This is a genomic window from Nocardioides ganghwensis (genome assembly GCF_014779655.1).
Lineage (GTDB): Bacteria > Actinomycetota > Actinomycetes > Propionibacteriales > Nocardioidaceae > Nocardioides > Nocardioides ganghwensis.
Genome location: NZ_JACXYX010000003.1, coordinates 227,339 through 252,852, shown reverse-complemented (window position 1 = coordinate 252,852; position 25,514 = coordinate 227,339). Strand labels below are relative to the sequence as shown.

General features: G+C 72.5%; 26 protein-coding genes and 1 tRNA gene. 18 read left to right on the top strand and 9 right to left on the bottom strand.

What is annotated here, in order from left to right:
• Position 1: 1 nt before the first annotated feature.
• Positions 2-325, bottom strand: coding sequence for a hypothetical protein (locus IEZ24_RS05220; RefSeq protein WP_129453011.1), 324 nt, complete (start codon positions 323-325; stop codon positions 2-4).
• Positions 326-445: 120 nt separating this feature from the next.
• Here IEZ24_RS05220 and IEZ24_RS05215 point away from each other — a divergent pair, with 120 nt between their 5' ends.
• The 5 genes from IEZ24_RS05215 to IEZ24_RS05195 all read left to right on the top strand — a co-directional run bounded on the left by IEZ24_RS05215 (position 446) and on the right by IEZ24_RS05195 (position 6,533).
• On the top strand, positions 446-766 hold the full coding sequence (locus IEZ24_RS05215) for a WXG100 family type VII secretion target (protein WP_129453012.1): 321 nt from the start codon (positions 446-448) through the stop codon (positions 764-766).
• Positions 763-1,059 carry a hypothetical protein gene (locus tag IEZ24_RS05210; RefSeq protein ID WP_129453013.1) on the top strand — a complete coding sequence of 99 codons (297 nt, stop codon included), beginning with the start codon at positions 763-765 and terminating at the stop codon, positions 1,057-1,059. Before IEZ24_RS05215 ends, IEZ24_RS05210 begins: the two co-directional genes overlap by 4 nt.
• 127 nt (positions 1,060-1,186) lie before the next feature.
• Positions 1,187-4,786 carry a heterodisulfide reductase-related iron-sulfur binding cluster gene (locus tag IEZ24_RS05205; protein WP_129453014.1) on the top strand — a complete coding sequence of 1,200 codons (3,600 nt, stop codon included), beginning with the start codon at positions 1,187-1,189 and terminating at the stop codon, positions 4,784-4,786.
• A gap of 262 nt (positions 4,787-5,048) precedes the next feature.
• Positions 5,049-5,597 carry a toxin-antitoxin system HicB family antitoxin gene (locus IEZ24_RS05200; protein WP_129453015.1) on the top strand — a complete coding sequence of 183 codons (549 nt, stop codon included), beginning with the start codon at positions 5,049-5,051 and terminating at the stop codon, positions 5,595-5,597.
• Between the two features lie 102 nt (positions 5,598-5,699).
• Positions 5,700-6,533 (top strand): DUF4097 family beta strand repeat-containing protein, encoded by an 834-nt coding sequence (locus tag IEZ24_RS05195; protein ID WP_129453016.1) that lies wholly within the window; start codon positions 5,700-5,702, stop codon positions 6,531-6,533.
• 239 nt (positions 6,534-6,772) lie between these two features.
• Here IEZ24_RS05195 and IEZ24_RS05190 read toward each other — a convergent pair whose 3' ends face one another.
• The 6 genes from IEZ24_RS05190 to dcd form a co-directional block, all read right to left on the bottom strand.
• Entirely contained in the window at positions 6,773-7,738 is a 966-nt protein-coding gene (locus tag IEZ24_RS05190) for a siderophore-interacting protein (RefSeq protein ID WP_224744855.1), read from the bottom strand.
• Positions 7,735-8,610, bottom strand: coding sequence for an ABC transporter ATP-binding protein (locus IEZ24_RS05185; RefSeq protein WP_129453017.1), 876 nt, complete (start codon positions 8,608-8,610; stop codon positions 7,735-7,737). The genes IEZ24_RS05190 and IEZ24_RS05185 overlap by 4 nt, the downstream gene beginning before the upstream one ends.
• Positions 8,607-9,665, bottom strand: coding sequence for a FecCD family ABC transporter permease (locus IEZ24_RS05180; RefSeq protein ID WP_129453228.1), 1,059 nt, complete (start codon positions 9,663-9,665; stop codon positions 8,607-8,609). The genes IEZ24_RS05185 and IEZ24_RS05180 overlap by 4 nt, the downstream gene beginning before the upstream one ends.
• A gap of 2 nt (positions 9,666-9,667) precedes the next feature.
• Positions 9,668-10,702, bottom strand: coding sequence for a FecCD family ABC transporter permease (locus IEZ24_RS05175; RefSeq protein ID WP_129453018.1), 1,035 nt, complete (start codon positions 10,700-10,702; stop codon positions 9,668-9,670).
• On the bottom strand, positions 10,702-11,751 hold the full coding sequence (locus tag IEZ24_RS05170) for an iron-siderophore ABC transporter substrate-binding protein (RefSeq protein ID WP_129453019.1): 1,050 nt from the start codon (positions 11,749-11,751) through the stop codon (positions 10,702-10,704). The genes IEZ24_RS05175 and IEZ24_RS05170 overlap by 1 nt, the downstream gene beginning before the upstream one ends.
• Before the next feature lie 113 nt (positions 11,752-11,864).
• Positions 11,865-12,440 (bottom strand): dCTP deaminase, encoded by a 576-nt coding sequence (gene dcd, locus IEZ24_RS05165; RefSeq protein WP_129453020.1) that lies wholly within the window; start codon positions 12,438-12,440, stop codon positions 11,865-11,867.
• Between the two features lie 101 nt (positions 12,441-12,541).
• Here dcd and IEZ24_RS05160 point away from each other — a divergent pair, with 101 nt between their 5' ends.
• From IEZ24_RS05160 to IEZ24_RS05135, 6 genes are all read left to right on the top strand, one after another.
• The gene (locus IEZ24_RS05160) at positions 12,542-13,303 is read left to right on the top strand and encodes an SGNH/GDSL hydrolase family protein (protein ID WP_129453021.1); all 762 of its coding nucleotides are present in this window, start codon (positions 12,542-12,544) and stop codon (positions 13,301-13,303) included.
• A 43-nt stretch (positions 13,304-13,346) separates the two neighbouring features.
• A tRNA-Gly gene (locus IEZ24_RS05155) sits at positions 13,347-13,422 on the top strand.
• A gap of 235 nt (positions 13,423-13,657) precedes the next feature.
• Complete coding sequence (locus IEZ24_RS05150; RefSeq protein WP_129453022.1) at positions 13,658-14,911, top strand: cysteine peptidase family C39 domain-containing protein; 1,254 nt, start codon at positions 13,658-13,660, stop codon at positions 14,909-14,911.
• Position 14,912: 1 nt separating this feature from the next.
• Positions 14,913-16,010 carry a hypothetical protein gene (locus tag IEZ24_RS05145; protein ID WP_129453023.1) on the top strand — a complete coding sequence of 366 codons (1,098 nt, stop codon included), beginning with the start codon at positions 14,913-14,915 and terminating at the stop codon, positions 16,008-16,010.
• A 1-nt stretch (position 16,011) separates the two neighbouring features.
• Positions 16,012-16,638 carry a DUF2461 domain-containing protein gene (locus IEZ24_RS05140; RefSeq protein WP_129453024.1) on the top strand — a complete coding sequence of 209 codons (627 nt, stop codon included), beginning with the start codon at positions 16,012-16,014 and terminating at the stop codon, positions 16,636-16,638.
• A 73-nt stretch (positions 16,639-16,711) separates the two neighbouring features.
• Positions 16,712-17,248 (top strand): hypothetical protein, encoded by a 537-nt coding sequence (locus tag IEZ24_RS05135; RefSeq protein WP_129453025.1) that lies wholly within the window; start codon positions 16,712-16,714, stop codon positions 17,246-17,248.
• 27 nt (positions 17,249-17,275) lie between these two features.
• Here the strand turns inward: IEZ24_RS05135 and IEZ24_RS05130 are convergent, their stop codons facing one another.
• Positions 17,276-17,734, bottom strand: a complete 459-nt coding sequence (locus IEZ24_RS05130; RefSeq protein WP_129453026.1) for an RrF2 family transcriptional regulator — start codon at positions 17,732-17,734, stop codon at positions 17,276-17,278.
• A 229-nt stretch (positions 17,735-17,963) separates the two neighbouring features.
• On the opposite strand from IEZ24_RS05130, the gene IEZ24_RS05125 reads away from it, so the two are divergent.
• The 5 genes from IEZ24_RS05125 (at position 17,964) to IEZ24_RS05105 (ending at position 23,378) form a co-directional block, all read left to right on the top strand.
• Positions 17,964-19,838, top strand: a complete 1,875-nt coding sequence (locus IEZ24_RS05125) for an acyl-CoA dehydrogenase (RefSeq protein WP_129453027.1) — start codon at positions 17,964-17,966, stop codon at positions 19,836-19,838.
• A 216-nt stretch (positions 19,839-20,054) separates the two neighbouring features.
• Positions 20,055-20,918 carry an ABC transporter ATP-binding protein gene (locus IEZ24_RS05120; RefSeq protein WP_129453028.1) on the top strand — a complete coding sequence of 288 codons (864 nt, stop codon included), beginning with the start codon at positions 20,055-20,057 and terminating at the stop codon, positions 20,916-20,918.
• Positions 20,915-21,721 carry an ABC transporter permease gene (locus IEZ24_RS05115; RefSeq protein WP_224744854.1) on the top strand — a complete coding sequence of 269 codons (807 nt, stop codon included), beginning with the start codon at positions 20,915-20,917 and terminating at the stop codon, positions 21,719-21,721. Before IEZ24_RS05120 ends, IEZ24_RS05115 begins: the two co-directional genes overlap by 4 nt.
• Entirely contained in the window at positions 21,718-22,776 is a 1,059-nt protein-coding gene (locus IEZ24_RS22225; RefSeq protein ID WP_129453029.1) for a sensor histidine kinase, read from the top strand. Before IEZ24_RS05115 ends, IEZ24_RS22225 begins: the two co-directional genes overlap by 4 nt.
• On the top strand, positions 22,773-23,378 hold the full coding sequence (locus IEZ24_RS05105; protein ID WP_129453030.1) for a response regulator transcription factor: 606 nt from the start codon (positions 22,773-22,775) through the stop codon (positions 23,376-23,378). The genes IEZ24_RS22225 and IEZ24_RS05105 overlap by 4 nt, the downstream gene beginning before the upstream one ends.
• Here IEZ24_RS05105 and IEZ24_RS05100 read toward each other — a convergent pair.
• A complete protein-coding gene (locus IEZ24_RS05100) occupies positions 23,375-23,587 on the bottom strand; it encodes a DUF6458 family protein (protein ID WP_129453031.1) in 213 nt (70 codons plus the stop codon). The two genes, IEZ24_RS05105 and IEZ24_RS05100, sit on opposite strands and share 4 nt — an antisense overlap.
• A gap of 144 nt (positions 23,588-23,731) precedes the next feature.
• On the opposite strand from IEZ24_RS05100, the gene IEZ24_RS05095 reads away from it, so the two are divergent.
• The gene (locus IEZ24_RS05095) at positions 23,732-24,574 is read left to right on the top strand and encodes a maleylpyruvate isomerase family mycothiol-dependent enzyme (protein WP_129453032.1); all 843 of its coding nucleotides are present in this window, start codon (positions 23,732-23,734) and stop codon (positions 24,572-24,574) included.
• Complete coding sequence (locus IEZ24_RS05090) at positions 24,571-25,509, top strand: oxidoreductase (protein WP_129453033.1); 939 nt, start codon at positions 24,571-24,573, stop codon at positions 25,507-25,509. The genes IEZ24_RS05095 and IEZ24_RS05090 overlap by 4 nt, the downstream gene beginning before the upstream one ends.
• Positions 25,510-25,514: the final 5 nt, after the last annotated feature.

Sequence of the window (25,514 nt, the reverse complement as noted above, 5' to 3'; positions counted from 1 at the left end):
GTCACATCACCTTGATGCCCGCGATGGTGCCCTTGAGCGCCGACAGCGCGTCGTAGCCGGCCTTGTCGGTCTCGAAGTAGTTCATCGCGATCTTGCCCAGCCGGCCCGCCATCTCCTCGACGTCCTGGCAGAGGTTGTTGACGCCTTCCTCCCAGCGACCCTTGAACTCGTCGAGCGCGTCCCAGACGACGTCGCTGCCGACGTCGCCCCGGCCGGGCACCAGGTCCTCGACGTCCTTGTCCTTGAAGAGCTGGACGGTCTCGTTGAGCCCCTTGGCAGCCTTGCCCATGCTCTCGAGGTCGACCTCGTAGTCGTACGACGGCATGCCCTCCCGATTCCCACCGGCGGCGCTGTCCAAACCGCCGGAAATCGGGCCGGCCCGGGTGTGAGGAGACCGCACAGGGGGTAGGAAGGAGCCGATCGACCCGAGCGAGAGGGGGCGGCCGTGGCCGTCGGACTTGTCTACTCCGAGATGCAGGCGGCGGCACAGGCCGTGGCCGACGCGGTGGAGCCGCTGCAGCAGACCCTGCAGGCACTGGGCGCCACCATCGAGACCGAGGCCGGCAAGGGCTTCAGCGGTCAGGCGGCCGCCGGCTTCGGCGAGGCGATCAACGCCTGGTTCGACGTCGCGATCACGCTGGGCCCGATCCTCGACGGCTACTCGCAGAGCCTGATGTACGTCGCCCAGGAGCACGCCACCAACGACGTGGCCCAGGCCGAGCGCTCGGGGCAGCTCGCCGACCGCCTCGGGGGTGGTCCCCGATGACCCGCGGGCTGGTCGTGCACCAGGGCTCGATCTCGACGCTGGAGTCCGCCCTCGCCGACGCCACCGAGCAGATCACGACGCAGATCGGCGACCTCCTCGAGCAGGTCGAGACGCTCACCCCCGGCTGGGACGAGACGAGCGAGTCCCACCTCGCCCACCTCGAGCACCAGCAGAAGCTCCGCGACGGGGTCGCGAGGCTCACCGAGGCACTCGACCAGGTCAGGACCCAGCTCGCCGGACACCGCGAGGACGCCCGCGAGATCGAGGTCGAGAACGTCGCGATCGTGAACTGATCCACACGGCTTCGTGGATCAAGTTACCTGCGGGTAGGATCCATCTCACCCTGCAGGGCCCTGCCGTCGGCGCGTTCGGCGGCCCTAGGCTGCGGCTCTGTACGCCCCTACCGAGGAGCAGCCCCACATGCAGATGTTCGCGATCGTCGTCTCGTTCGCACTGACCGTCGCCGCCGTCGCCCTGCTGGTGCCGGCCGTACGACGCATGCTGGGCGTGATCCGGTCCGGCCAGCCGGCGCCCGGTCGCTCCGGCAACCCCGGCGGACGTGCCGCGACGATGCTCAAGGAGACGTTCCTGCACACCCGGATGCTCCAGTGGCACTGGGTCGGCATCATGCACTGGTTCGTGTACGCGGCGTTCCTCTTCCTCAGCACGGCCGTGCTGGCGGCGTACTTCCAGCTCTTCAAGCCCGACTTCGCCTGGCCGATCATCGGCCACTGGTACCCCTACGAGTGGTTCAGCGAGGTCATCGGCCTGCTCAGCACGGTCGGCATCGTCTTCCTGATCGTCTACCGCCAGAAGCACCACCCGCGCTCCGAGGGCCGGCGCAGCCGGTTCTTCGGCTCGAACTTCTGGCAGGCCTACTTCGTCGAGGCGCTCGCGCTGCTCGAGGGTTCGGCGATCCTGTTCGTCCGCGGCGCCGAGTGGAAGCTCGACGAGGAGGCCGGGCGCTCGCACTACCCGATCTCGTCGTGGATCGGCGACGCCCTCTACTCCGACTCGACGTCGTCGCTCGAGAACACCATCTACTTCATCGCGATGTTCAAGATCGCGCTGGCGATGGTCTGGCTGATGGTGATCGCCCGCAACATCACCATGGGCATCGCGTGGCACCGCTTCACCGCCTGGTTCAACATCTACTTCAAGCGCGAGGACGACGGCACGACCGCGCTCGGCGCGATGAAGCCGCTGACCTCCGACGGCAAGGCGATCACGCTCGACGACATCGACGACCTCGACGAGGACTCGGTGCTCGGCGTCGGCAAGGTCGAGGACTTCTCGTGGAAGGGCATCCTCGACTTCACCACCTGCACCGAGTGCGGTCGCTGCCAGTCGCAGTGCCCGGCGTGGAACACCGAGAAGCCGCTGTCGCCCAAGCTGCTGATCACCAGCCTGCGCGACCACGCCTACGCCAAGCACGACGGCGACGAGGCCCACCGCGAGCGCGAGCTCGTCGGCGTCGGCTCGAAGGGCGAGAGCGCCGGCTCCGGCACGGACGTCCTCGACTACTTCTACAACCCCGCCGACGGCGACTTCGTCATCGACGAGGACGTGCTGTGGAGCTGCACCTCCTGCGGCGCGTGCGTCCAGCAGTGCCCGGTCGACATCGAGCACGTCGACCACATCATGGACATGCGGCGCTACCAGTTGCTGGTCGAGTCGAACTTCCCCGCCGAGCTGAACCAGCTCTTCAAGGGCCTCGAGAACAAGGGCAACCCGTGGAACATGTCGGCCTCGGCCCGCATGGACTGGGCCAAGGGCCTCGACTTCGAGGTGCCCGTCGTCGGCGAGGACCTGGAGTCCCTCGAGTCGGTGGACTGGCTGTTCTGGGTCGGGTGCGCGGGAGCGTACGAGGACCGCGCCAAGAAGACGACGCGCGCGGTGGCCGAGCTGCTCGACATGGCCGGCGTCACCTTCGGCGTGCTCGGCAACGGCGAGACCTGCACGGGTGACCCCGCCCGTCGCGCCGGCAACGAGTTCGTCTTCCAGGGCCTCGCGCAGCAGAACGTCGAGACGTTCCAGGAGTACAAGGTCAAGAAGGTCGTCTCGACCTGCGCCCACTGCTTCAACACGCTCAAGAACGAGTACAAGGACTTCGGCATCGAGCTCGAGGTCGTCCACCACACCCAGCTGCTCAACCGCCTCGTGCGCGAGGGCAGGCTGACGCCGGTCAAGGACGGCGTGGGCGCGGCGAAGCGCTCGATCACCTACCACGACCCGTGCTACCTCGGTCGCCACAACCAGGTGTACGAGCCCCCGCGCGAGCTGCTGCAGGTGCTGCCGGGAGCCGAGCTCGTCGAGATGGAGCGCAACTCCGAGAAGTCCTTCTGCTGCGGCGCCGGTGGCGCGCGCATGTGGATGGAGGAGAACCTCGGCGAGCGGATCAACATGAACCGCACCAAGGAGGCCGTCGGCACCGGCGCCGACCAGATCGCCGTCGGCTGCCCCTTCTGCCGGGTGATGCTCTCCGACGGGCTCACCATGCAGCAGAGCAAGGGCGAGGCCCGCGAGGAGGTCGAGGTCCTCGACGTCGCGCAGATGCTGCTCGCGTCGGTCAAGGGCGAGCAGGCCACCAAGGCCGCGCCCGGCTCGGCCCCGGCCGCCGTCCCGGCCGCCGCTCCCGCGGCTGCGGCTGCGGCCACCACGACGGACGTGGCGACCAAGGACGAGCCGGAGGCCGGCGACGTCACCGTCACCGAGGACACCGTCACCGAGACCGCAGACGTCGGTCCGGCCGCGAAGGCGTCCGGCGGCACGTCGCTCTTCGACACCCCCGCGCCCGAGGAGCCCGCCGCCCCCGCGAAGCCGGCCGAGTCGGGCTCGCTGTTCGACACCCCGGCACCGGAGGCCGAGGCAGCTGCACCGGCACCCGCATCGGCACCGGCAGCGGCAGCGAAGGACAAGGGCGGGGCGGCCGACCCGTTCGCCGGCGGTTCCCTCTTCGACACCCCGGCACCGGAGGCGGCCCCCGCGCCGGCCTCGAAGCCGGAGCCGGCGTCCGCACCCGCCTCTGAGGAGAAGCCCGCCGGGTCGACCGACCTGGGCGCCGGTGGCTCGCTCTTCGACCTCGGTACGCCGGAGGCCGCGCCCGAGCCGGCGTCTGCGCCGGAGCCCGCCTCCGAGTCGTCCGCCCCTGCGGCGGAGCCTGCCCCGGCGGCGCCCGCGCCCGCGACCGACCTCGGGAGTGGCGGGTCGCTGTTCGACATCGCGGCCCCCGAGCCGACGCCCGCCGCCGAGCCTGCTCCGTCGCCGGAGGCGGCGCCCGAGCCGGAGGCTGCCGCGGTGGTGTCCGAGCCGGAGCCCGCGCCCGCCTCCGACGCGCCTGCCTCGAGCACCACGACGTCAAACCCGGCGACCGACGCCGACCTGTCGAGCCTCGGCTCGCTGTTCGACCTGGACGCCCCGGCTGCGGAGGCGGCGCCCGCGGCCACGCCTGAGTCCACGCCGGAGTCCACGTCTGCGGCCAGTTCTGAGCCCACGCCGGAGCCGGAGCCGGAGCCGGAGCCGGCCTCCGCGCCGTCGCCGGTCGCCAGCGCCGGGACGACGTCGACGCCGAACACCGACGTCGACATCAGCAGCATGGGCTCGCTGTTCGACATCGAGGCGCCCGCGACCACCCCGGCGCCGGCAGCACCGGCCGCACCGGCAGCCGAGGCCGTACCCGCTGACCCGGAGCCCGAGCCCGAACCCGCGGAGGCGTCCGCCCCCGGCGCCCCGCCGAGCGGTGCCGACCTCAGCCAGGCCGCGACGTTCGCCGACCCGCGCGAGGCGCCGCGGGAGGAGTCGGAGCCCCAGGCCCCGACCGAGCGGGAGCCCGAGCCCGGGTCGGACGAGGACCCCGACACGATCCTCGACCCCGACGACGCCGAGCAGCCCGACGAGCAGCCCGACGAGAAGGCCGACCAGAACCCGGCTGCGAAGCCGGCCGCGTCCTCGGACGGCCCTGCCCACACCCCGCGTACGGACGTCGACATCAGCGGATCGGGCTCGCTCTTCGACCTCTGATCGGCCCAGCGTCAGACGAACCCGCACCCATCGGTGCGGGTTCGTCTGACGTCCGGCCCCCGTACCGCCGGGGCGTCCGACCGCTACTCCCGAGTTGGTCCGCCAACTGGTGGGTTGGCAGGACGCCCCGGCCCCGACCCGGCCCCAACCCGGCCCCAACCCGGCCCCAACCCGGCCCCCAGAGGGCAGTGGCGTCACGCCGACGCCATCTGACATCACTTTCCTCTTGACGTGACATCACGATGATGTCAGAGTGGTGCACATGGACATCACCCCGTACGTCGACAGCCTCCGCCGCGACCTCGTCGCCGCGGCCGAGGCCGGCAGCGACGAGCTCAAGCAGGCGGCCGAGCGCCTGGCGTACGCCCTGGACCCGAGCGCGCGACTGGCGCTGATGGAGGCCATCTCCCACGCGGCGGCCGAGATCACCGCCGAGCTCCCCGACGGCAGCGTCGACGTACGCCTGGTCGGTCGCGAGCTCGACTTCGTCGTCGAGGTGACCCCGCCCGCGGCGATGCCGGCCCCGCCCCCGCCGCCGGCTCCCCCGGCACCGCCCGAGGAGGAGGACGGCGACCTGGCCCGGATCACCCTGCGGATCCCGGAGGCCGTCAAGGCCCGGGCCGAGGAGCGGGCCGCCGCCGCCGGCCAGAGCCTCAACACCTGGATGGTCGGCGTGGTGCGCTCCGCGACCAACGAGCACTCCATCAACGTCGACATCGACCTGAGCAGCGTCCCCTTCGTGGGCTACGACCCGTTCGCGGGCCACCGCAAGCAGGGACAGGGCAACCGCCGGATGACCGGCTGGCTCTGACCACGACACCGACGGCCTGACCGGCCGCACCCACCCACCGCACACAGCGGACCGGCACCGGCCGGCCCGTCGGACGAGCACACCCCGAACCAGGAGACCGCCATGAGCAACCAGCTCGACCTCACCTTCGACACGCCCGAGCCGATCGACCTCTACGTCGAGAACGGCCGCGGCCTGGTCGACGTCACCGCCACCGACACCACCGAGACCACCGTCCGCATCACCGGCGACCGCGCCGAGGAGTTCGACGTCCGCGACCTCGGGGACCGCATCGCGATCATCGCCCCGCCCCGCTCCGGCGGCTTCCTCGGCAAGGACCCCCGCGCCGAGATCGTCGTCGAGGTGCCCGTCGCCAGCGCCCTCCACGCCAAGGTCGGCAGCAGTGACGTCGCCGCTCACGGCCGGTTCGCCGACACCCGCGTCGACAGCGGCTCGGGCGACGTCACCCTCGACGTCGTCGAGGGCGACGCGGTCGTGCAGACCGGGTCCGGTGACGTGACGGCCGAGCACCTCGTCGGCGAGGCGCACCTCAAGTCAGGGTCCGGCGACGTGATCGTCCGCCGCTCCGAGTCGCCCCTCGTGGTCACGACGGGCAGCGGTGACGTACGCGTCGACGCCGCCCGCGACGACCTCGCGGTCAAGACCGGCTCGGGCGACGCCCGCGTGCTGTCCCTGGGCAGCGAGGCGGTCTTCACCACCGGCTCGGGCGACCTCGTGGTCGACGAGGTGGCCGCCGGCCGCATCACCGCCAAGACCGCCAGCGGCGACGTACGGATCGGAGTCGTGGCCGGCACGCCCGTGTGGACCGACGTCCGCACCGCCAGCGGCCGCCTCACCTCCACCCTCGCCGGCACCGGCGAGCCCGCCCCCGACCAGCCCTACCTCGAGGTGCGCGCCACCACGGCGTCGGGCGACGTCACCCTCCACCAGAGCTGAACCGGACTCCCCACCACAAGGAAGGAGCACGACCATGTACGACTCGTTCACCGACATCGAGCTGATCGCCCGTCACCGCATCGCCGAGCGCGTGCGCTACTCCCCCCGAGCCCCCGAAGCGCCGCTGACCACCCGGTAACGGGTCGAGAGATGCACTCCCGCCCCCACCGATGGGGGCGGGAGTGCATCCTTCGACCCGTTACCCGCCGAGGGGGAGGCGGCCCGCCCCTCCGCGGAGGTCAGGACCTCATCGCCACGCCGCGTCGCCAGTAGCCCATGAAGGCGACCTGGCTGCGGTCGAAGCCGAGCTCGTTGACCAGGTGCCGGCGCAGGCCGGTCACGACCTTCGACTCGCCGGCGATCCAGGCGTACGTCCCGCCCACCCCGACGACGACGCCGGGGACCTCCTCGCCGGAGGAGGAGTAGAACGGCGTCTCCCACAGGTCCGGGTCCACCTCGTCGGGCGCGACCTCGGCCCGGGCGCCCGCCAAGCTGGTCGAGAGTGGGTCGAGGTGGGCCACGACCGCCTCGTGCAGGCCGACGCCGAGCTCCTCGCCCTCGCGGGCGAGCCACACGACGTCGACGCCCGCCGGGCCGCGTACGGCCTGGACATCGCCGGCCACCGGCACCTCGAGGAACGCAGCGCCGGTCGCGTCGGCGGGCAGCTGCTCGAGCACCGCGCAGATCGCCGGCACGGCCGTCTCGTCGCCGACCAGCAGCAGGTCGGCACCCGGGAAGGGGGTGAACTCGATCCCGCCGTAGGGGAATCCCCGCCGCGGGGCCATCAGCACGAGGCGATCCCCCACCGTCGCCCGCGACGCCCAGGTCGAGCCGGGTCCGACGAGGTCCCCCTCGAGGTGGAGCACCATGTCCACGACGAGCGTGGTCTGCGCCCCCGAGCCGCGTACGTCGCGGATCGTGTAGGTGCGCATGTGCCCGCGCTCGGCCGCGGGGCGCTCCATCCAGGTCGAGAACCAGGTGTCGTCCGCGCCCTCGGTCGAGGTGATCCCACCGGTCTCCGGGTCGGGGAAGACGAGCTTGATGCGCTGGTCGTAGCGCGGGCCGTCGACGCCGAGGTCGGCGAGCTCGGGGCTGCCCAGCTCGACGCGCACGAAGGTCGGGGTGAGCCGCTCGACGGAGACCACCTCGACCTCGGCGAAGAGCATGGGCAGGACTGTCGGGCTCGGGCTGGCGGTCACGGTCATCGGTTCTCCTGGCTGGAGTGGCTGGGCGGGCTGGGCGGGCTGGTGCGCGGCTGGTGCCGTCCGACCGGGACGACCAGCGGGGTGTGCGACACCGGGTCGTCGATCACCCGGCTGTCGAGGCCGAAGACCGTGCGCACGACGTCCTCGGTGACGACCCCGCGCGGGGTGCCCTCGGCGACGATGCGACCCGTGTGCAGCGCGACGAGGTGGTCGGCGTAGCGCGCGGACAGGTTGAGGTCGTGGAGCACCATCACGATCGTGGTGCCGCGGCGCGCGTTGAGCTCGGCGAGCAGGTCGAGCATCTCGACCTGGTGGGCGACGTCGAGGTAGGTGGTCGGCTCGTCGAGCAGCAGGAGGTCGGTGCCCTGCGCGAGCGCCATCGCGATCCACACCCGCTGGCGCTGCCCGCCCGACAGCTCGTCGACGACCCGGTCGGCGAGCTCGAGCGTGTCGGTGAGCGCCAGCGCCTCCGCGACGGCCTCGTCGTCGGCGGTGGTCCACCGGCCGAAGGGGCCGTGGTGGGGGTGGCGGCCGCGGCCGACCAGGTCGGCGACGGTCACGCCCTCGGGCGCGACCGGGTTCTGCGGGAGCAGCCCGAGCGTGCGGGCGACCTGCTTGGTCGGCAGCCGGTGGATGGCGTCGCCGTCGAGCAGCACCGAGCCCGACCGCGGTCGCATGAGCCGGGCGAGGCCGCGCAGCAGCGTCGACTTGCCGCAGGCGTTGGCCCCGACGATGACGGTGATCCGGCCGTGCGGGACGGCCAGGTCGAGGTCGCGCACGACGGCGGTGTCGGCGTACGCGAGCGTCAGGTCGCTCGCCTCCAGCCGGGCGTACGGTGCAGAGGCAGTGGGGCTGGCGGTGGCGGTGGTCATGCCGCCCTCCTTCCGGTGCGGCCGCGGGCGAGCAGCCAGAGCAGGAACGGTGCGCCGAACGCACCGGTGACGACGCCGACGGGCAGGTTGAGGTCGTCGAAGGCGTACGCGCCGGCGTAGTCGCCCGCCAGCACGATCACGGCACCGACGAGGCCGGCGGCGAGGAGCGAGGTGCGTCCGCGGTTGAGGGCGCGCGCGATCGGGCCGGACAGGAAGGCGACGAACGCGACCGGTCCCGCCGCGGCGACGCCGACCGCGACGAGCAGCACCCCGAGGAGCATCAGGACGTCGGTCCGGCGCCGCGCGACGCCGAGCCCGGCGGCGGTGTCGTCACCGAGCTCGGTCGCACGCAGCGACCGGGCGGCCCACGCAGTGGCGGGCAGCAGCACGGCCAGCGCGACGGCGAGCAGCCCGATGCTCGGCCAGGCCACGCCGTTGACGCTGCCCGTCAGCCAGCGCAGCACCAGCTGGACGTCGTACTCGTCGACGCGGGTGAAGACGTACTGGATGACCGACTGCATCGCGGCGGCGAGGCCGATGCCGGCCAGCACGAGCCGGAAGCCGCCGTGGTCGCCGGCGACGGCCCGCACGGCGAGGGCGACCGCGAGGGCGCCGAGGATCGCGGCGGCCGAGACCGGCCAGCCGGACCACCCGGCGAGGGCGATGACCGACACGGCAGCGGCGCTCGCGCCCAGGCTGACGCCGACGACGTCGGGGCTCGCGAGGGGGTTGCGCAGGGTGGTCTGGAAGATCGCCCCGCCCACGCCGAAGGCGATGCCGACGAGCACCGCGAGCACGGCACGCGGGAGCTTGGACTCCATCACGATGTAGGTCGCGCCGGGGATCTGCTCGCCGCCGAGGATGCGCAGGAAGTCGGGGATGGTGACCGTGTAGTCGCCGAGCAGCACCCGGGCGACGAAGGCCCCGGCGAGGACGAGCGCGAGGCCCGCCACCAGTCGCCGGTGGTGGCGCCTAGGTGCGCGGCGCGCGCGGCGTACGACGTCGGCCGCGTCGGCGTCCGGTCGTGTGGCGGTGACGGGTCGGGCGAGGGTCACGGTCACAACGCCCGCCCCGTGCGGCGGATGAGGGCGACGAAGAACGGCACGCCGACGACGGCGGCCATGATGCCGACCTGCACCTCCGCGGGCGGCAGCACGACGCGACCCACGGTGTCGGCGACGACGACGAGGACCGCTCCGCCGAGCATCGAGAAGGGCAGGACGCGGCGGTGGTCGGGGCCGACGAGGCTGCGTACGACGTGGGGCACGACGAGGCCGACGAAGGCGATCGGTCCGGCCAGGGCCGTCGCCGTGCCGGCGAGCAGGACGATCGCGACGGCGATGACGAGGCGGTCGCGAGTCGTGCGGCGCCCGAGGCCGCGGGCCAGGTCGTCGCCGAGGGCGAGGGTGTCGAGCAGGCGGGCGCCGGCGAGGGCGAGCAGCGCGCCGACGAGGAGGAAGGGCAGGCCCGCGAGCAGGACGTCGGTGCCGCGTCCGCCGACCGTGCCGACCTGCCAGAAGCGGAAGGACTCCATGGTCTTGCGGTCGGCCAGCAGCAGCCCGGTGGTCCAGCTGGCCAGGCCCGCGCTGAGCGCGGCACCGGTGATCGCGAGCTTGAGGGGGGTGGCGCCGTCGCGGCCCAGGGCGGCGATGCCGTGCACGGCCGCCGCGGCGACGGCGGCACCGACGAAGGCCAGCGGCAGGTAGGCACCCATCCCGGACAGCCCGAACGCGGTCATCCCGACGACCATCGCGAAGGTGGCGCCGGCGTTCACGCCCAGGATGCCGGGGTCGGCCAGGGGGTTGCGGGTCAGGCCCTGCATCAGTGCACCCGCGAGGCCGAGCGCGGCACCGACCGCGAGGCCGAGGAGGGTGCGGTCGAGGCGCGCCGCGACGACCGCGTGGAGCGGGTGGGCGCTGTCCCACACGGCCTCCAGGGGCACCGCGCGCGCCCCGACGAGCAGGGAGAGCACGCCGGCACCGGCCAGCGCCGCGACCGAGATCGCGACGCTGACCGGCAGGGCGGGACGACGCCCGCGGCCTCCCCCCGGGGGCCTCAGGACGTCCTCCCGCGTCGGGACGAGGGCGGTCATCAGCCCTCGAGCGCCTCGACGACCGACGGCAGGAAGTCGGAGACGATGACCGGGATCGACAGCGGCGTCGGGTTGGTGGACGCCATCGCGTCCTGCTTGTCCGACTCGGCGTACCAGTTGCCCTCGGCGATCGCGGGGATCTGGCCGAGCAGCTTGTCCTTCTCGATGGTCTCGACGTCGTCGGGCGACTCGACCCACGTGACGAAGACGTCGGAGTCGAGCTCGGACGCCTGCTCCGCCGAGACGGTGCCGTAGAACTCGCCGGGCTTGATGGCCTCGGCCACGGCCGGGGCGTCGACCATGCCGAAGTCGCGCAGGATGGACACGCGCGGGTCCTCGGGGGCGTACATGCCGACGGTCGAGAGGTCGGTGGCCGCGAGGTAGCCGTAGATCAGCTCGGCGCCCTCCAGCTCGGGGTTGGCCTCGGCCGCCTCGGTGATGGTGGCCTCGGTGTCGGTCGCCACCTCGTCGGCGAGCGCCGTACGGCCCAGCGCCTGGCCGACCATCTCGAGCGAGGTCTGCCAGTCGGTCGTCCAGGGGGCCTCGGGGTAGGCCACGACCGGCGCGATCTTGGAGAGCTTGGCGTACTCGTCCTCCGTGATGCCGGAGTTGGTCGCCAGGATCAGGTCGGGCGCCAGCTCGGCGACCTCGTCGATCGGCGCGCCGTCGGCGTCGTCGTAGCGCACGGGCGCCTCCGCGCCGGCCTCCTCGATCGCGGCGTCGAACCAGTCGGTGGACCCGCCCTCGTTGCCGCCCCACGTGATCTTGGTGGCGCCGACGGGCACGACTCCCAGCGCGAGCGCGTGGTCGTGGTCGGTCCAGCCGAGGGTGGCGACGCGCGTCGGCTCGGACTCGATGGTGGTCTCGCCGAGGGCGTGCTCGATCGTCACGGGGAAGGCGTCGGGATCGACGCTCGTGGTCGAGGTGGGCTCCGACGCGGCGTCGGTCCCGCCGCTGGTGGATCCGGTGCTGCAGCCGGTGAGGGCGGCGACCAGGACGGTGGCCGCAGCCAGCTTGGTCGCAGTGGGCGCGGCGAGGCTTCGCTTCATCAAGAACTCCGTCAGGCGAGGGAAGGTAAGGCTAACTTAGGAAAGCCTAACCACACTTCGCTCAATTACGTCACGGGGGTGTGACCTAATCCGCAGAGCGGGACGAGTGCGCCTCAGATCGGCGTGCGGTGGAAGCCCTGGAACGACCGGCTCGGCGTCGGGCCGCGCTGGCCCTGGTAGCGCGAGCCGTACTTCGCCGAGCCGTAGGGGTGCTCGCTCGGCGACGAGAGCCGGAAGAAGCAGAACTGGCCGATCTTCATCCCCGGGTAGAGCTTGATCGGCAGCGTCGCGACGTTGGCGAGCTCGAGGGTGACGTGGCCGGAGAAGCCGGGGTCGACGAAGCCGGCGGTGGCGTGGGTGAGCAGGCCGAGCCGGCCCAGCGAGGACTTCCCCTCGACCCGGGCGGCGATGTCGTCGGGCAGCGACACCACCTCGTACGTCGACCCGAGCACGAACTCCCCCGGGTGCAGGATGAACGGCTCGTCGCCCTCCGGCTCGACCTCGCGGGTCAGCTCGGACTGGTCGGCCGCGGGGTCGATGTGGGGGTAGCGGTGGTTCTCGAAGACGCGGAAGAACCGGTCGAGGCGTACGTCGACGCTGGACGGCTGCATCATGGCGGGGTCCCACGGGTCGAGGGCGATCCGGCCGGCGTCGATCTCAGCGGTGATGTCGCGATCAGAGAGCAGCACGCGGCCAACCTAGCGGCTCGCGGAGGGACGGAGTCCCGTACGCCTCGCTGGTCGAGCAGGGACGAAGTCCCGCCTCGAGACCCGTCCCGCACAATGCTCCCGTGACATTCCACCGCTACGTCGCCCTGGGCGACTCCTTCACCGAGGGCGTCGGCGACCCCGACCCGGAGCGCCCCAACGGCCTGCGCGGCTGGGCCGACCGCGTCGCCGAGGTTCTCGCGCAGCAGACCGACGACTTCGGCTACGCCAACCTCGCGATCCGCGGCCGCAAGCTCGGCTCGATCGTCGCCGAGCAGGTCGAGCCCGCCCTCGCCCTCGAGCCCGACCTGGTCACCGTCCACGGCGGCGGCAACGACGTGCTGCGGCCCCGCGTCGACCTCGACGCCCTCGCCCGGACGTACGACGACGCGATCGCGCGCCTGTCCTCGACCGGGGCGCGCGTCGTGATGTTCACGATCTTCGACCCGGGCGGCGGCGGGATCTACGGGCCCGTGCGCGGGCGGATGGCGATCTTCAACGAGTGGGTCCGCGAGATCGCCGACCGCCACGGCGCGACCATCGTCGACATGTGGCGGATGCGCGACATCGAGATCGGCAGCGTCATGGACACCGACCGGATGCACCTCAACAGCTCGGGCCACACGCACATGGCGCACGCCGTCCTCGAGGCCATCGGCGTCGAGCACGGCCTCGAGCCGGTCACCGTCGAGCCGCTGCCGGTCCTCCGGCGCCGCGAGGCGTGGGCCGCCAACGCCCACTGGACCCGCGAGTTCCTCGTCCCGTGGGTGCACCGCCGGATCACCGGGCGCTCCTCCGGCGACACGGTCTCGCCGAAGCATCCGGGTCTCTCGCGCGTCGGCTAGCCGGGTCCGGTATCGTTCGGCGCGCCGTCCCCGGACGGCGTCTGCGGATGTAGCTCAGTTGGTAGAGCGCGACCTTCCCAAGGTCGATGTCGCGAGTTCGAGTCTCGTCATCCGCTCCAGTTCTCAGCCCAGCGCACCCAGCGCACCCCGCCGTCCACAGCGCCTCCCGGTAGTCCGCTGCATTCCGCCGGGCTTCGAGGCCCCCGGACCGGCCATACGCAGCGGACTACTCGCGGGTGTCCACAGGCGTACGCCCGACGCGCGCACCCGTGGGGCAGGAGTGAGACTTGCGCCTTCTGTGACCAGAGAGGACAGTGAGGCGTCCGTCTTTTCTCGGATCGAAGGTTCTTCCCCATGGCTCTTCCCCGCCGACTCCCCCGCCGACTCCCCCGCTCCCCCCGCCGTACGATCGCCCACCAGATCGCCGACGGCGACCGTCCCCGCCCGCTCTGGCGCCACCCCGCGAGCCTCGCCGCGGCCGCACTGGCCCTCACCCTCGGAGCCGTGCCCCTGCTGCCTGACGGCGGGCCGGACGACCAGGGCGGCATCGCCCCGTCCGCCGAGTCGACCGATGCACCGGGAGCGCCCGGCCGCAGCCGGCTCACCCCCGCGATGCGGGCCGAGATCGACCGCGTGGTGGCCGAGGGCGCCGCCCTCGACGGCGCGCAGGGGCGTACGACGCGGGCGCGCGCGGCCGTGCGGTGCGCCACCTTCGAGGGACAGCGCTACTGCCTCGGCTTCGGCTGGACCAACCAGCCTGCCGAGGCGCTCGCGGCGCGCCTCGACGCCCGACCGGACCTCGAGCGCGAGCGCACCGGGGACCTCGACGCCGACGGGCTCCTCGCCCGGGCGGAGCGGCGTACGCCGACCGCGCGCGCCGAGGCCGAGAGGGCCGAGCTCACGATGGCCGCGCAGGCGGTCGGCAAGGTCTGGATGCTGCGCCACGAGATCCAGGGCGTACCGCTGCCCGACGGGTTCGCCGAGCGCCACCCGGAGGTCGCCGCGTCGGACGTGCAGGCACGCGGCGGGTTCGGCGAGTCCTACCCGAAGCGCTCCAAGATCCTCACGAGCAAGGTCGCCCAGGCGCAGAACACGACCTACTGGTGCGGCCCCGCCGCGATGCAGGCGATCGGCTGGGGCTCGCAGGAGAAGCGGAAGAACCAGTCCTACTGGGCTCGCCGGCTCGGCACCACCACCGCCGGCACCGCGATCACCGACATGGTCCGCGTCGTCAACAACAAGACGCACTACGACGACGCCGACCACGCCGGGCCGTACGTCGTGCTCGACATCAGCGACTTCACCTTCAAGCAGTGGTACCGCTTGATGATGCGGCACGTCCACGACTACCGGGCCCCGGTCGTCCTGCACCCCGTGCTGCTCAAGCAGTACTACCCCTACCTCGACGACGACGCGAGCGGCCACTTCCAGGTCGGCCGCGGCTTCGACCAGAACCCGGGCGGGAACCCGCAGATCGGCTACTTCGAGCCGTGGGACCAGTCGAGGTTCGACCCGAGCGAGCCGGCGATCGGGCGGGTGCAGTGGCGCAACGCCTACCGGTCCTTCCGCGCCAACCGCGACCACTTCCAGCACAACGTCGGGGTCTGAGGTGCGAGCCCGTACGCCCGCCGCGCTCGCGCTGCTGGTCGTCCTCGCCGCCTGCAGCAACGAAGACCGGCCGGCGGACCTGCAACCCGACGGCCCGCCGCCCAGCAGCAGCTCCGACGGCGACGCCCCCTCCGGCGGGACGCTCGACGACCCCATTGTCGTCGAGCCGGAGGCCGCGATCCTCGACTGGCAGGACTCCGGCCTCGACGCCGGCGCCCGTTACGTCCGGGGCCCGGAGTGGGAGGCGGTCGGCGACGAGGCCGGCACCGAGGTCGAGCTCACACGCGACGGCGACGCGGTGACCGTCCAGGCCGGCGTGGGCCGCACGATCTCCGAGGTCCTGATGAGCGAGACGTGGGCGGTGGTCGTGCGGCAGGACAAGGCCGAGACCGCACCCAGCGAGGTCGTCACGGTCGACCTGTCGAGCGGCGAGCAGGGCGAGGTCGTCTCCCCCGCTGCGGCCAGCGGAGGGTCGTGGGCCCTCGTCGACGGCGACCTCCGCTTCCCGACGTACGGCGACGACCGGGCGTACTGCCTGGCCACCAGCGCCCTCGCCGACAGCAACGGCGAGGACGGCTGGTGCGCGCCGGAGCGCTCGGGCTTCTCGGGACTCACCGCGAACGAGCACGGCGTCGGGATCATGACCTTCGACGACGCCCGCCCCGTCGCGTGCCGCACCGTCAACCTGCTCGATGCCGGCGGCGTGCCGCAGCCGCTCGAGGGACCCGCGGACTGCACCGGCTGGGACGTCGCGGCCACCGCCGACGGAGCCGTCTGGTCGGAGGTGCCGAAACCGCGCCGCCAGGAGGAGGCACGATTCCACGCCTCGGCCGACGGCGGGTACTTCGACCTCGGCCCCGGCACCACCGGCAGCGCCGTGCCCTGCGGTGACTCGGTCTTCTTCGTCCGCGACCCGCAGGGTCCCGACGAGCCCGCGCGCCTCATGCGCTGGACACCGGACCGCACGCTCGAGGTGGCGTACGAGTCCGCTTCGGTCGGCAACGCCTTCCTCGGCGAGCCGGTCTGCGGGGGCGGTGTGCTGAGCCTCTCGTCCTTCGGCGAGGAGGGCGACGAGCTGGTGTGGGCTAGCGTCGGGTGACGTGAGCTTCACCGGATTCCCCGTCGCCGCCCTCGACTTCTACGACGACCTCGAGATGGACAACACCAAGTCCTTCTGGGAGAGCCACAAGCACGTCTGGAAGGAGTCGGTCGAGACGCCGATGAAGGCGCTGATGGCCGAGCTGGAGCCGGAGTTCGGCCCCGCGAAGGTGTTCCGCCCCTACCGCGACGTCCGGTTCGCCAAGGACAAGACGCCCTACAAGACCCACCAGGGCGCCTTCGTCGCGGCCGGACCGCGCACGGGCTGGTACTTCGAGATCTCCCCGCGCGGCACCCGTGTCGGCTCCGGCTTCTACGACGCCGACGGACCGCAGCTGGCCGCGATCCGCGAGGCGATGGCCGACGACAAGGCCGGGAAGGCCCTCGACCGGCTGCTGAAGAAGCTGGAGAAGGACGGCTTCGACATCGGCGGCGACCAGCTCAAGACCTCGCCGCGCGGCTACGACGCCGACCACCCGCGCATCCACCTGCTGCGTCGCAAGCAGCTCTTCGTCGGCCGGTCGTACGGCTTCGAGGCCGACGCGATCGGCGCCGGGCTCGTCGACCGGGTGCGCGCGGACTGGCGGGCGATGCGCCCGCTGGTCAGCTGGCTGCGCGCCGTCGCCTGAGCGCGGCGGGACGTTCCCGCGCACGACCACCGCAGTTCACGCGCACGCCGCCCGGCGGCAACAGGCTGGCGCCATGGTCAAGAGACTGTTCCTGCTGCACGTCGGCCCCGACCCGGTGGACATCGACGCGATGACCGAGGCGCTCGCCATCGGCGGGGTGCGCGTGCCGGCCGTCGACGCCGAGGCGTACGAGCACGCCGGGGTCGAGATCCTCCGCTCGCACAAGGCCGCCGGGCTCCGGCGCAAGCAGGTCGAGGGGGCGTGGGCGTCGCTGTGCCGGCGGGCTCGCAAGACGAAGTCCGACTGCTTCGTCAGCGTGCCGGCCTTCTTCGGCGCGACACCCGAGCAGGCCGCGCTCGCCCTCGACGCGCTCGACGGGTTCCGGGTCGTGCTGGTCGTGACTACCGGCTTCACCGCCGAGCCGCCGGCCGCCTGGACGTCGATCGTCGAGGAAGGGCGTACGCACGTGCTGCCCGCCCGCCTGTCCGCCGAGCAGCTCGCGGCCCAGGTCGCGCGGATCGCGCTGATCGAGGAGGAGGCCCGCCTCGACAGGCGGCTGGCCAAGGTGTCGAAGCGGCGCCGGCAGGTCAACCGGCGGCTGGCCGCCTAGGTCCCGAGGATCGCCCAGCGGCGAGGATCAGTGGGGCTGCCAGGCGTCGTCGTCCTCGGTGAGCGCGGCGACGCCCGGGGGCAGGGTGCCGTCGGCGAGGTCCTGGATGGTGACCTGCTCGAAGACGCCACGCAACGAGCTGCGGGCGGCGATCCACACGTGCTGGAGGACCCGGGCGGACTCGTCGTACTCGACCGCCTCCGGTCGCAGGCCGTAGACGGAGACGAGCGGCCCGTCGACCGCGCGGATCACGTCGGCGACGGTGACGGTCTCGGGCTTGCGGGCGAAGCGCCAGCCGCCGGACTGGCCGCGCTGCGACACCACCACGTCGGCGCGACGGAGGTCGGCGAGGATCGCCTGGAGGAAGCCGTGCGGAATCCCCTGGGCCTTGCCGAGCTGCTCGGCGCTCACCGCCGTCCCGTCGCTGCGCACCGCGATCTCGATCAGGGCCCGCAGGGCGTAGTCGGCTTTGGCGGAGACGCGCATACGGCCAGTTTGTCAGACAACTCGACAGAGTCACTGTGCTTGGTCGACACCCGCCCCTTCGGGGGGTCCGGCGCACCCCGTACGCGCCTGTGACCTGCGACATCGGGTGTTCGTGTTGCGCGACGGCCCGTCGCGAGGCATCATTTTGTTACCGACGAGTAGCCGATGCGCTCGTCCCCCGATCCAGACCCGGATCCACACCCGCACGCGACATGGACAGGTGGAAGCTGTGAGCCACTACAAGACCAACCTCCGCGACATCGAGTTCAACCTCTTCGAGGTGCTCGGCCGCGACGAGGTGCTCGGCACCGGCCCGTTCGGCGAGGTCGACGGCGAGAGCGCCCGCGAGATCCTGCGCGAGGTCGAGCGCCTCTCCCGCGAGGACCTGGCCGCCTCCTACGAGGACAGCGACCGCAACCCGCCCGTCTTCGACCCGGCCACCCACACCGCGCCCGTCCCCGAGTCGTTCAAGGCGAGCTACCAGGCCTGGATGGACTCCGAGTTCTGGCGCCTGCAGGTCTTCGAGGAGATGGGCGGCACGCCCGCGCCCTCGTCCCTCATCTGGGCCATCGGCGAGATGGTGCTCGGCGCCAACGCGCCGGTCTGGATGTACGCCGCCGGTCCCGCCTTCGCCAACGTGGTCCACCGCAACGGCAACGACCGCGACAAGGCCGTCGCCCAGCACATGGTCGACCGCCAGTGGGGCTGCACGATGGTCCTCACCGAGCCCGACGCCGGCTCCGACGTCGGCGCCGGCCGCGCCAAGGCCACGCCCAACGACGACGGCTCCTGGAACATCACGGGCGTCAAGCGCTTCATCACCAGCGCCACGCACGACATGAGCGAGAACATCATGCACCTGGTCCTCGCCCGCCCCGAGGGCGTCGAGGGTGCCGGCGGCCCCGGCACGAAGGGTCTCTCGCTGTTCTGGATGCCCGAGCACCACTTCGACCTCGAGACCGGCGAGCTGACCGGCGAGCGCAACGGCGTCTACGTCACCAACGTCGAGCACAAGATGGGCATCAAGGTGTCCAACACCTGCGAGGTCACCTTCGGCGACCCGCAGGTCGGCGGCGGCGAGCCGGCGAAGGGCTGGCTGCTCGGCGAGGTCCACGACGGCATCGCGCAGATGTTCCAGGTCATCGAGAACGCGCGCATGATGGTGGGCACCAAGGCCATCGCGACCCTGTCGACCGGCTACCTCAACGCCCTCGACTACGCCAAGGAGCGCGTCCAGGGCGCCGACCTGACGCAGGCAGCCGACAAGACCGCCCCGCGCGTGACCATCACGCACCACCCCGACGTACGCCGCTCGCTGATGACGCAGAAGGCGTTCGCCGAGGCGATGCGCGCGCTCGTGCTCTACACCGCGACCTGGCAGGACCAGGTGATGATCGCCGAGCACGAGGGCACCGCCGACTCCGACGAGGCCCGCCTCGCCGCGGCCGTCAACGACCTGCTGCTCCCGATCGTCAAGGGCTACGGCTCCGAGCGCTCGTGGGTGCTGCTGGGCACCGAGTCGCTGCAGACCTTCGGTGGCTCCGGCTTCCTGCAGGAGTACCCGATCGAGCAGTACGTCCGTGACGCCAAGATCGACACCCTCTACGAGGGCACGACCGCGATCCAGGGCCAGGACTTCTTCTTCCGCAAGATCGTCAAGGACCAGGGCCGGGCGCTCGGCCACCTGGCCAAGGAGATCGAGGGCTTCATCGCCTCCGAGGCCGGCAACGGTCGCCTCAAGAACGAGCGGGCGCTGCTCGCCACTGCTCTCGAGGACGCCAACGCCGTCGTCGGGCACATGATCAACGACCTGATGTCGTCGGCCGAGGAGCTGCGCAACATCTACAAGGTGGGGCTCAACACCACCCGCCTGCTGATGGCGCTCGGCGACGTCGTCTGCGCCTGGCTGCTGCTGCGCCAGGCCGAGGTCGCGCTCGACAAGCTGGCCGGCGACGTGTCCGCCAAGGACAAGGCGTTCTACGAGGGCAAGGTCCACGCGGCGCAGTTCTTCGCCCAGACCAACCTGCCGCGGATCAGCGCCGAGCGGGCCATCGCCGAGGCCACCACCCTCGACCTGATGGACCTCGACGAGGCGTCCTTCTGATCCCGGCCGCCTCCCGGTAACGGGTCGACATCAGCACTCCCGCCCCCACCAGTGGGGGCGGGAGTGCCATGTCCGAGCCGTTACCGGGCAGGCAGGGCAGGGCGGGCAGGCCGGGCGGGCGGGCCGTTACCGGGCGACCCGCCGATGACAGGTGTCACGGGCAGGTCGTGACAACTCCACCCCGGACGCCGGGCCGTACGGCGTGAGGCTGGCGCCATGAGCACTCCAGCGATCCGCGCCGTGGGCCTGCGCAAGCAGTTCCACTCCACCGACGGCACCCCGGTCCTCGCGGTCGACGACGTCGACCTGACCGTCCACCCCGGCGAGATCGTCGCCTTCCTCGGCCCCAACGGTGCCGGCAAGACCACGACCGTCGACATGCTGCTCGGGCTGACGCGGCCCGACGCGGGGACGATCGAGGTGTACGGCACTGCTCCGGGTGAGGCCGTACGACAGGGTCGCGTGTCCGCGGTGATGCAGACCGGCGGGCTGCTCAACGACTTCACCGTCGAGGAGACGGTGCGCGCGATCGCCGCGCTCCACGGCCGCACGGACCGGGTCGAGGTCGTCCTCGAGCGGGCCCGGCTCACCGACCTGGCCGGGCGCCGGGTGGAGGCGTGCTCCGGTGGGGAGCAGCAGCGGTTGAAGTTCGCGCTGGCCCTGGTGCCGGACCCCGACCTGGTCGTGCTCGACGAGCCGACCACCGGGATGGACGTCGGCGCCCGGCAGGAGTTCTGGCGGGCGATGCGCGCCGACGCGGCGCTCGGGCGCACGATCGTGTTCGCCACCCACTACCTCGCCGAGGCCGACGAGTTCGCCGAGCGCACCGTCCTGATGGCGCGCGGCCGGATCGTCCACGACGCCGCGACCGCCGACGTGCGGGCGGCGTACGGGGGTCGCACGCTCACGTTCCGGCCCCCGGCCGCGGTCGTGGGCGCCGACGGCATCGACGCCGCCTGGCTGTCCCGGGTGCACGACGCGCTCGCTCCCCTCGGCGTCACCGACGTGGACGTGTCCGCCGCGAGCCTCGAGACCGCCTTCCTCGCCCTGACCGCCGAGCTGGAAGGAGCCGCCCGATGACCGCCTCGACGTTCGCCGACACCCCCACCCCCGCCCCCGCCGCCGCTCGCACCGGTCGCAGGCCCGCGATGGCGACGTACGCCCGGCTGGACCTGCGCCGCCAGCTGCGCGACCGGATCGGGATGTTCTTCGTGGTCGGGCTGCCGACCTTCATGTTCCTCGTGTTCGGCCTCGGGTCCGACGACCCGATCGGGAGCGGCAACGTCGCGATGTACGTGATGATCTCGATGGCGGCGTACGGCGCCGTCACGGCGACCACCAGCGTCGCCGGCAGCGCCGCGACGGAGCAGGTCATGGGGTGGGGGCGCCAGCTCGGCCTGACGCCGATGCGACCGGTCGCCTTCGTGGCGGCCAAGGCGGCCGTGGCGATGGCCGTCGCCGCCGTCCCGGTCGTCGCCATCTTCTCCATCGGCGCCGCCACCGGCGCGCGCGGCCACTGGACCGACTGGGTGCTGTCCGGTGCCGTGGTGTGGCTGGGGTCCGCCCTGTTCGCGGTCTACGGCCTGGCGATCTGCCTGGTGTTCCGCGGTCCCAACGCCGCGGGGATCGCCTCCGGGATGATCGTGGTGCTCGCCTTCCTCGGCAACGTCTTCACGCCGATGAGCGGCTTCATGCTCGAGCTGGGGCGACTCACCCCGCTCTACGGCTACGTCGCGCTGGCGCGCTTCCCGCTCACCGACGGTCACCTCCCGGTCGCCGGGACCGACCCGCTCTGGCTGCCAGTCGCTAACGTGCTGGCGTGGACGGTGATCTTCGCGATGCTCGCGCTGTGGGGCGTACGGCGGAGCCGGGCGCGCACGTGACGACGTCTTGCGCCGCCGAGCCGCTCCCCGACAACCCGTGGGAGAAGTGGGGCTGGGCGTTCGCCGCGATCTGGCTCGTCTTCCTCGCCTTCCCGACCATCGCCGTCGCGGAGTCCGACGTGCCGGTCGCGGCCAAGGTGGGTGCCTGGCTCTGCATCCTGGGGTTCGCCGTCGCCAACGTGATGGGCTACTCGCGTCGTCGCAACACCTGGCTGTGCCTGGCCGCGATGGTCGCCCTGGGGCTCGCGACGCTGCCGGTGATCGGCATCGGCGTCATCTCCTACGCGCCCTACCTGGCGATCCTCTCCGCGCTGGAGCTCCCGAGCCCGGCGTGGAAGTGGGCCGTCGGCTTCTGGGCGGCGTTCCCCCTGCTGTCCCTGCTCGGCATCGACGACTTCCCGACCTTCTTCTTCCTGATGCTGTGGCCGATCATGATCGGCGGGGTGATGCTGCGGATCTTCGGTGAGCGCGAGCAGCTCGCCATCGCGGCCCGCGGCGAGCACGCCATCGTCGCCGAGCGCGAGCGGGTCGCGCGCGACGTGCACGACGTGCTCGGGCACTCCCTCACCGCGCTCTCGGTGAAGGCCGAGCTCGCCGCCCGCCTCATCGACCTCGACCCGGCGCGCGCCAAGGAGGAGCTGGAGTCGATCCAGGCCACCGCCCGCCAGGCGCTCGCCGAGGTGCGGGCCACCGTCGGAGGGCTGCGCGCGGGCAACCTCGAGGCCGAGCTCGCGGCAGCGCCTCGGGTCCTCGCCGACGCCGGCGTCACGACGCGGGTGGAGGGCAGCGTCGCCGACACCGACCCGCGGCACCGGGCCCTGCTGGCCTGGGTGCTGCGCGAGTCGGTCACCAACGTCGTACGCCACGCACGGGCGCGGTCGGTGGTGATCGAGCTCGGCGCCGCCGGGATCGCCGTCACCGACGACGGCGTGGGCTCCGAGGGGGCGGAGGGCAACGGGCTGCGCGGCATGCGCGAGCGGGTCACCGGTGCCGGCGGCACCCTCAGCGTCGGGCCCGCCTCACCCGGCACGCGGGTGGAGGTGGCGCTCCCGTGATCAGGCTGCTGCTCGCCGACGACCAGGCGCTCGTGCGCGGGGCGCTGGCCGCGCTGCTCGACCTCGAGTCGGACCTCGAGGTCGTCGCCCAGGTCGGCCGCGGCGACGAGGTCGTCGAGGCGGCCCGCGCGTCGGGCGCCGAGGTGTGCCTGCTCGACATCGAGATGCCGGGACTCAACGGCATCGACGCGGCCGCCGCCGTACGCAGGGAGCTGCCGGGCGTGCGGTCGCTGGTCGTGACGACCTTCGGCCGGCCGGGCTACGTACGCCGGGCCGTCGAGGCCGGGGCGTCCGGGTTCGTCGTCAAGGACACCCCCGCCCGCCAGCTCGCCGATGCCGTGCGTCGCGTCCATGCCGGGCTGCGGGTCATCGACCCCGACCTCGCGGCGGAGTCGCTGGTCGACGGGCCGAGCCCGCTCACCGGTCGCGAGCGCGAGCTGCTGACGTACGCCCTCGACGGGTCGCCGGTCGCCACGATCGCCGCCCGGGTGCACCTGTCGGAGGGCACGGTCCGCAACCACCTGTCGGCGGCCATCGGCAAGACCGGGGCGACCACGCGCAGCGAGGCCGCACGCATCGCGCAGGACCGCGGCTGGCTCTAGAGGTCGCGGCGCTCCTCCACGTGCGTGGTCTTCGAGCGCTGGTTGTTCATCACGAGGCCGAGCACGAGCGCGAGCACTCCGGCGATCACCAGGATCCAGCCCACGGTGGTCGGCTCGACGACCTCCTGGAGCGAGTCGGGGAACTCCTTGACGGCGAAGAGCAGGATCAGGCCGATGACGAGCAGGAGGATGCCGATTCCGATACCCATGACGACTCCTTCGATGAGGTGGCCCGCAGGGCGGGTACGACCGGCTCGGGGCTGGTCCTTCACAGCAGCGTAGGACCGTCGCTGCCTGATTCCGAGGACCCTCACCCGCGCGGGTGGCGCGCGCCGCCGCCTACTCTTCCCTCCATGGGCGACGCGCAGACAGACCCGCAGACCGATCAGCAACGACTCAGTGCCCTCGTCAGCATCTGGTGGGAGGCGGTCGACTCGTTCACGCGGGTGCTCGAGCACGTCGGTGACGACGAGTGGGCCACGCCGACCGACCTGCCCGGCTGGGACGTCCACGCCGTCGCCGCCCACACCGCGCACCTCGAGGCGCTGCTGGCCGGTCGGCCGCACGACGACGTCGAGGTCGGCGACGCGCCCCACGCGCGAGGGATGATGGGGCAGTTCACCGAGCAGGGCGTCGTCGTGCGGCGTGCCGAGTCCGGCGACGCGCTGATCTCGGAGATCCGCGAGGCCACGACCGCGCGGCACACGCAGCTGCTGGCGGACCCGCCCACCGACCCGTCGGCACCGGCACCGGGCGTCTTCGGCGCCATCGGCTGGACCACCGGGCTGCTGCTGCGAAACCGGCCGCTCGACGTGTGGATGCACGAGCAGGACGTACGCCGCGCGCTCGGCCGGCACGGCAACCTCGACTCGGCGGCGGCGATCCACTCGGCCGACTACCTGATGGAGAGCCTGCCGTTCGTCGTGGCCAAGCGCGCCGGGGCACCGGCCGGGTCGGTCGTACGCCTCGAGGTGGCGGGGCACGCCCCGGTCACCGCCGTCGTCGGCGACGACGGACGCGGGCGCCTCACCACGCCCGACGAGGACGGGGAGCCGACGGTGACCCTGGCCATGGACCGGGAGACCTTCGTCGTGCTGGCCGGCGGGCGACGCGCGGCAGGGTCGGACGACGTACGGCTCAGCGGCGACGCCGCGCTGGGCGAGCGGGTGCTGGCCGCGATGGGCGTGACGCCGTGAGGAGCGACGCGACGGGCACCTGGACGACGGACGACATCGGGGACCTGACCGGCCGCACCGCTGTCGTGACCGGCCCTACCCTCGGCGGGCTCGGGTTCCACACCGCCCTCGAGCTGGCGCGGCACGGCGCGCGGGTGGTGCTCGCAGGGCGTACGCCCGACAAGCTCGACGCAGCCGCCGCAGCGATCACCGCAGAGGTGCCGGACGCCCGGCTGGAGCACCTGGTCGTCGACCTGTCCGACCTCGGCTCGGTGCGCGCCGCGGGCGCGGCGGCGGCCGGCCTCGGTCCGCTCGACCTGCTGGTCAACAACGCCGGGATCATGGCGACACCGTTCCGCTCGACCGTCGACGGGCTGGAGTCGCAGATGGCGACCAACCACTTCGGCCCGTTCCTGCTGACCGGGTTGCTGCTCGACCAGCTCGTGGCGTCGGGAGAGGGTCGCGTGGTGACCCTGTCCTCGCAGGCGCACCGGATGGCCCGCACCGCGCCTCTCGGCGACCCGCGGGTGCGCCGTCGCTACAGCCGGTGGGGGGTCTACGGCCAGACCAAGCTCGCCAACCTGCTCTTCACCTTCGAGCTCGACCGCCGGCTGCGCCGGGCAGGGCTCCCGGTCACCGCGCTCGCGGCCCATCCCGGCCTCGCGGGCACGCACCTCGCGGTCAACGGCCAGCTCGGCACCACGCAGGGCCGTCGGGCCGCCATCCTCGACGCCGCGGTCAAGCTGGTGTCGCAGTCGGCGGCGGCCGGGGCGTGGCCGACCCTGATGGCGGCCACCGCGGACCTGCCGGGAGGGACGTACGTCGGGCCGGGCGGCCCCGGCCAGGCCTCGGGCCCCCCGAGGATCGTCGGCACCACCCCGCTCGCACGCGACGAGATGGCCCAGCGCCGGTTGTGGGAGACCAGCGAGGAGACGGTCGGGCTCTCCTGGCCCTGACCGCG

Coding starts and splice junctions, on each gene's coding strand:
- IEZ24_RS05220 (WP_129453011.1), bottom strand. CDS start 325: ATGCCGTCGTACGACTACGAGGTCGACCTCGAGAGCATGGGCAAGGCT.
- IEZ24_RS05210 (WP_129453013.1), top strand. CDS start 763: ATGACCCGCGGGCTGGTCGTGCACCAGGGCTCGATCTCGACGCTGGAG.
- IEZ24_RS05205 (WP_129453014.1), top strand. CDS start 1,187: ATGCAGATGTTCGCGATCGTCGTCTCGTTCGCACTGACCGTCGCCGCC.
- IEZ24_RS05200 (WP_129453015.1), top strand. CDS start 5,049: ATGGACATCACCCCGTACGTCGACAGCCTCCGCCGCGACCTCGTCGCC.
- IEZ24_RS05195 (WP_129453016.1), top strand. CDS start 5,700: ATGAGCAACCAGCTCGACCTCACCTTCGACACGCCCGAGCCGATCGAC.
- IEZ24_RS05190 (WP_224744855.1), bottom strand. CDS start 7,738: ATGACCGTGACCGCCAGCCCGAGCCCGACAGTCCTGCCCATGCTCTTC.
- IEZ24_RS05185 (WP_129453017.1), bottom strand. CDS start 8,610: ATGACCACCGCCACCGCCAGCCCCACTGCCTCTGCACCGTACGCCCGG.
- IEZ24_RS05175 (WP_129453018.1), bottom strand. CDS start 10,702: ATGACCGCCCTCGTCCCGACGCGGGAGGACGTCCTGAGGCCCCCGGGG.
- IEZ24_RS05170 (WP_129453019.1), bottom strand. CDS start 11,751: ATGAAGCGAAGCCTCGCCGCGCCCACTGCGACCAAGCTGGCTGCGGCC.
- IEZ24_RS05150 (WP_129453022.1), top strand. CDS start 13,658: ATGGCTCTTCCCCGCCGACTCCCCCGCCGACTCCCCCGCTCCCCCCGC.
- IEZ24_RS05135 (WP_129453025.1), top strand. CDS start 16,712: ATGGTCAAGAGACTGTTCCTGCTGCACGTCGGCCCCGACCCGGTGGAC.
- IEZ24_RS05130 (WP_129453026.1), bottom strand. CDS start 17,734: ATGCGCGTCTCCGCCAAAGCCGACTACGCCCTGCGGGCCCTGATCGAG.
- IEZ24_RS05120 (WP_129453028.1), top strand. CDS start 20,055: ATGAGCACTCCAGCGATCCGCGCCGTGGGCCTGCGCAAGCAGTTCCAC.
- IEZ24_RS05115 (WP_224744854.1), top strand. CDS start 20,915: ATGACCGCCTCGACGTTCGCCGACACCCCCACCCCCGCCCCCGCCGCC.
- IEZ24_RS05100 (WP_129453031.1), bottom strand. CDS start 23,587: ATGGGTATCGGAATCGGCATCCTCCTGCTCGTCATCGGCCTGATCCTG.
- IEZ24_RS05095 (WP_129453032.1), top strand. CDS start 23,732: ATGGGCGACGCGCAGACAGACCCGCAGACCGATCAGCAACGACTCAGT.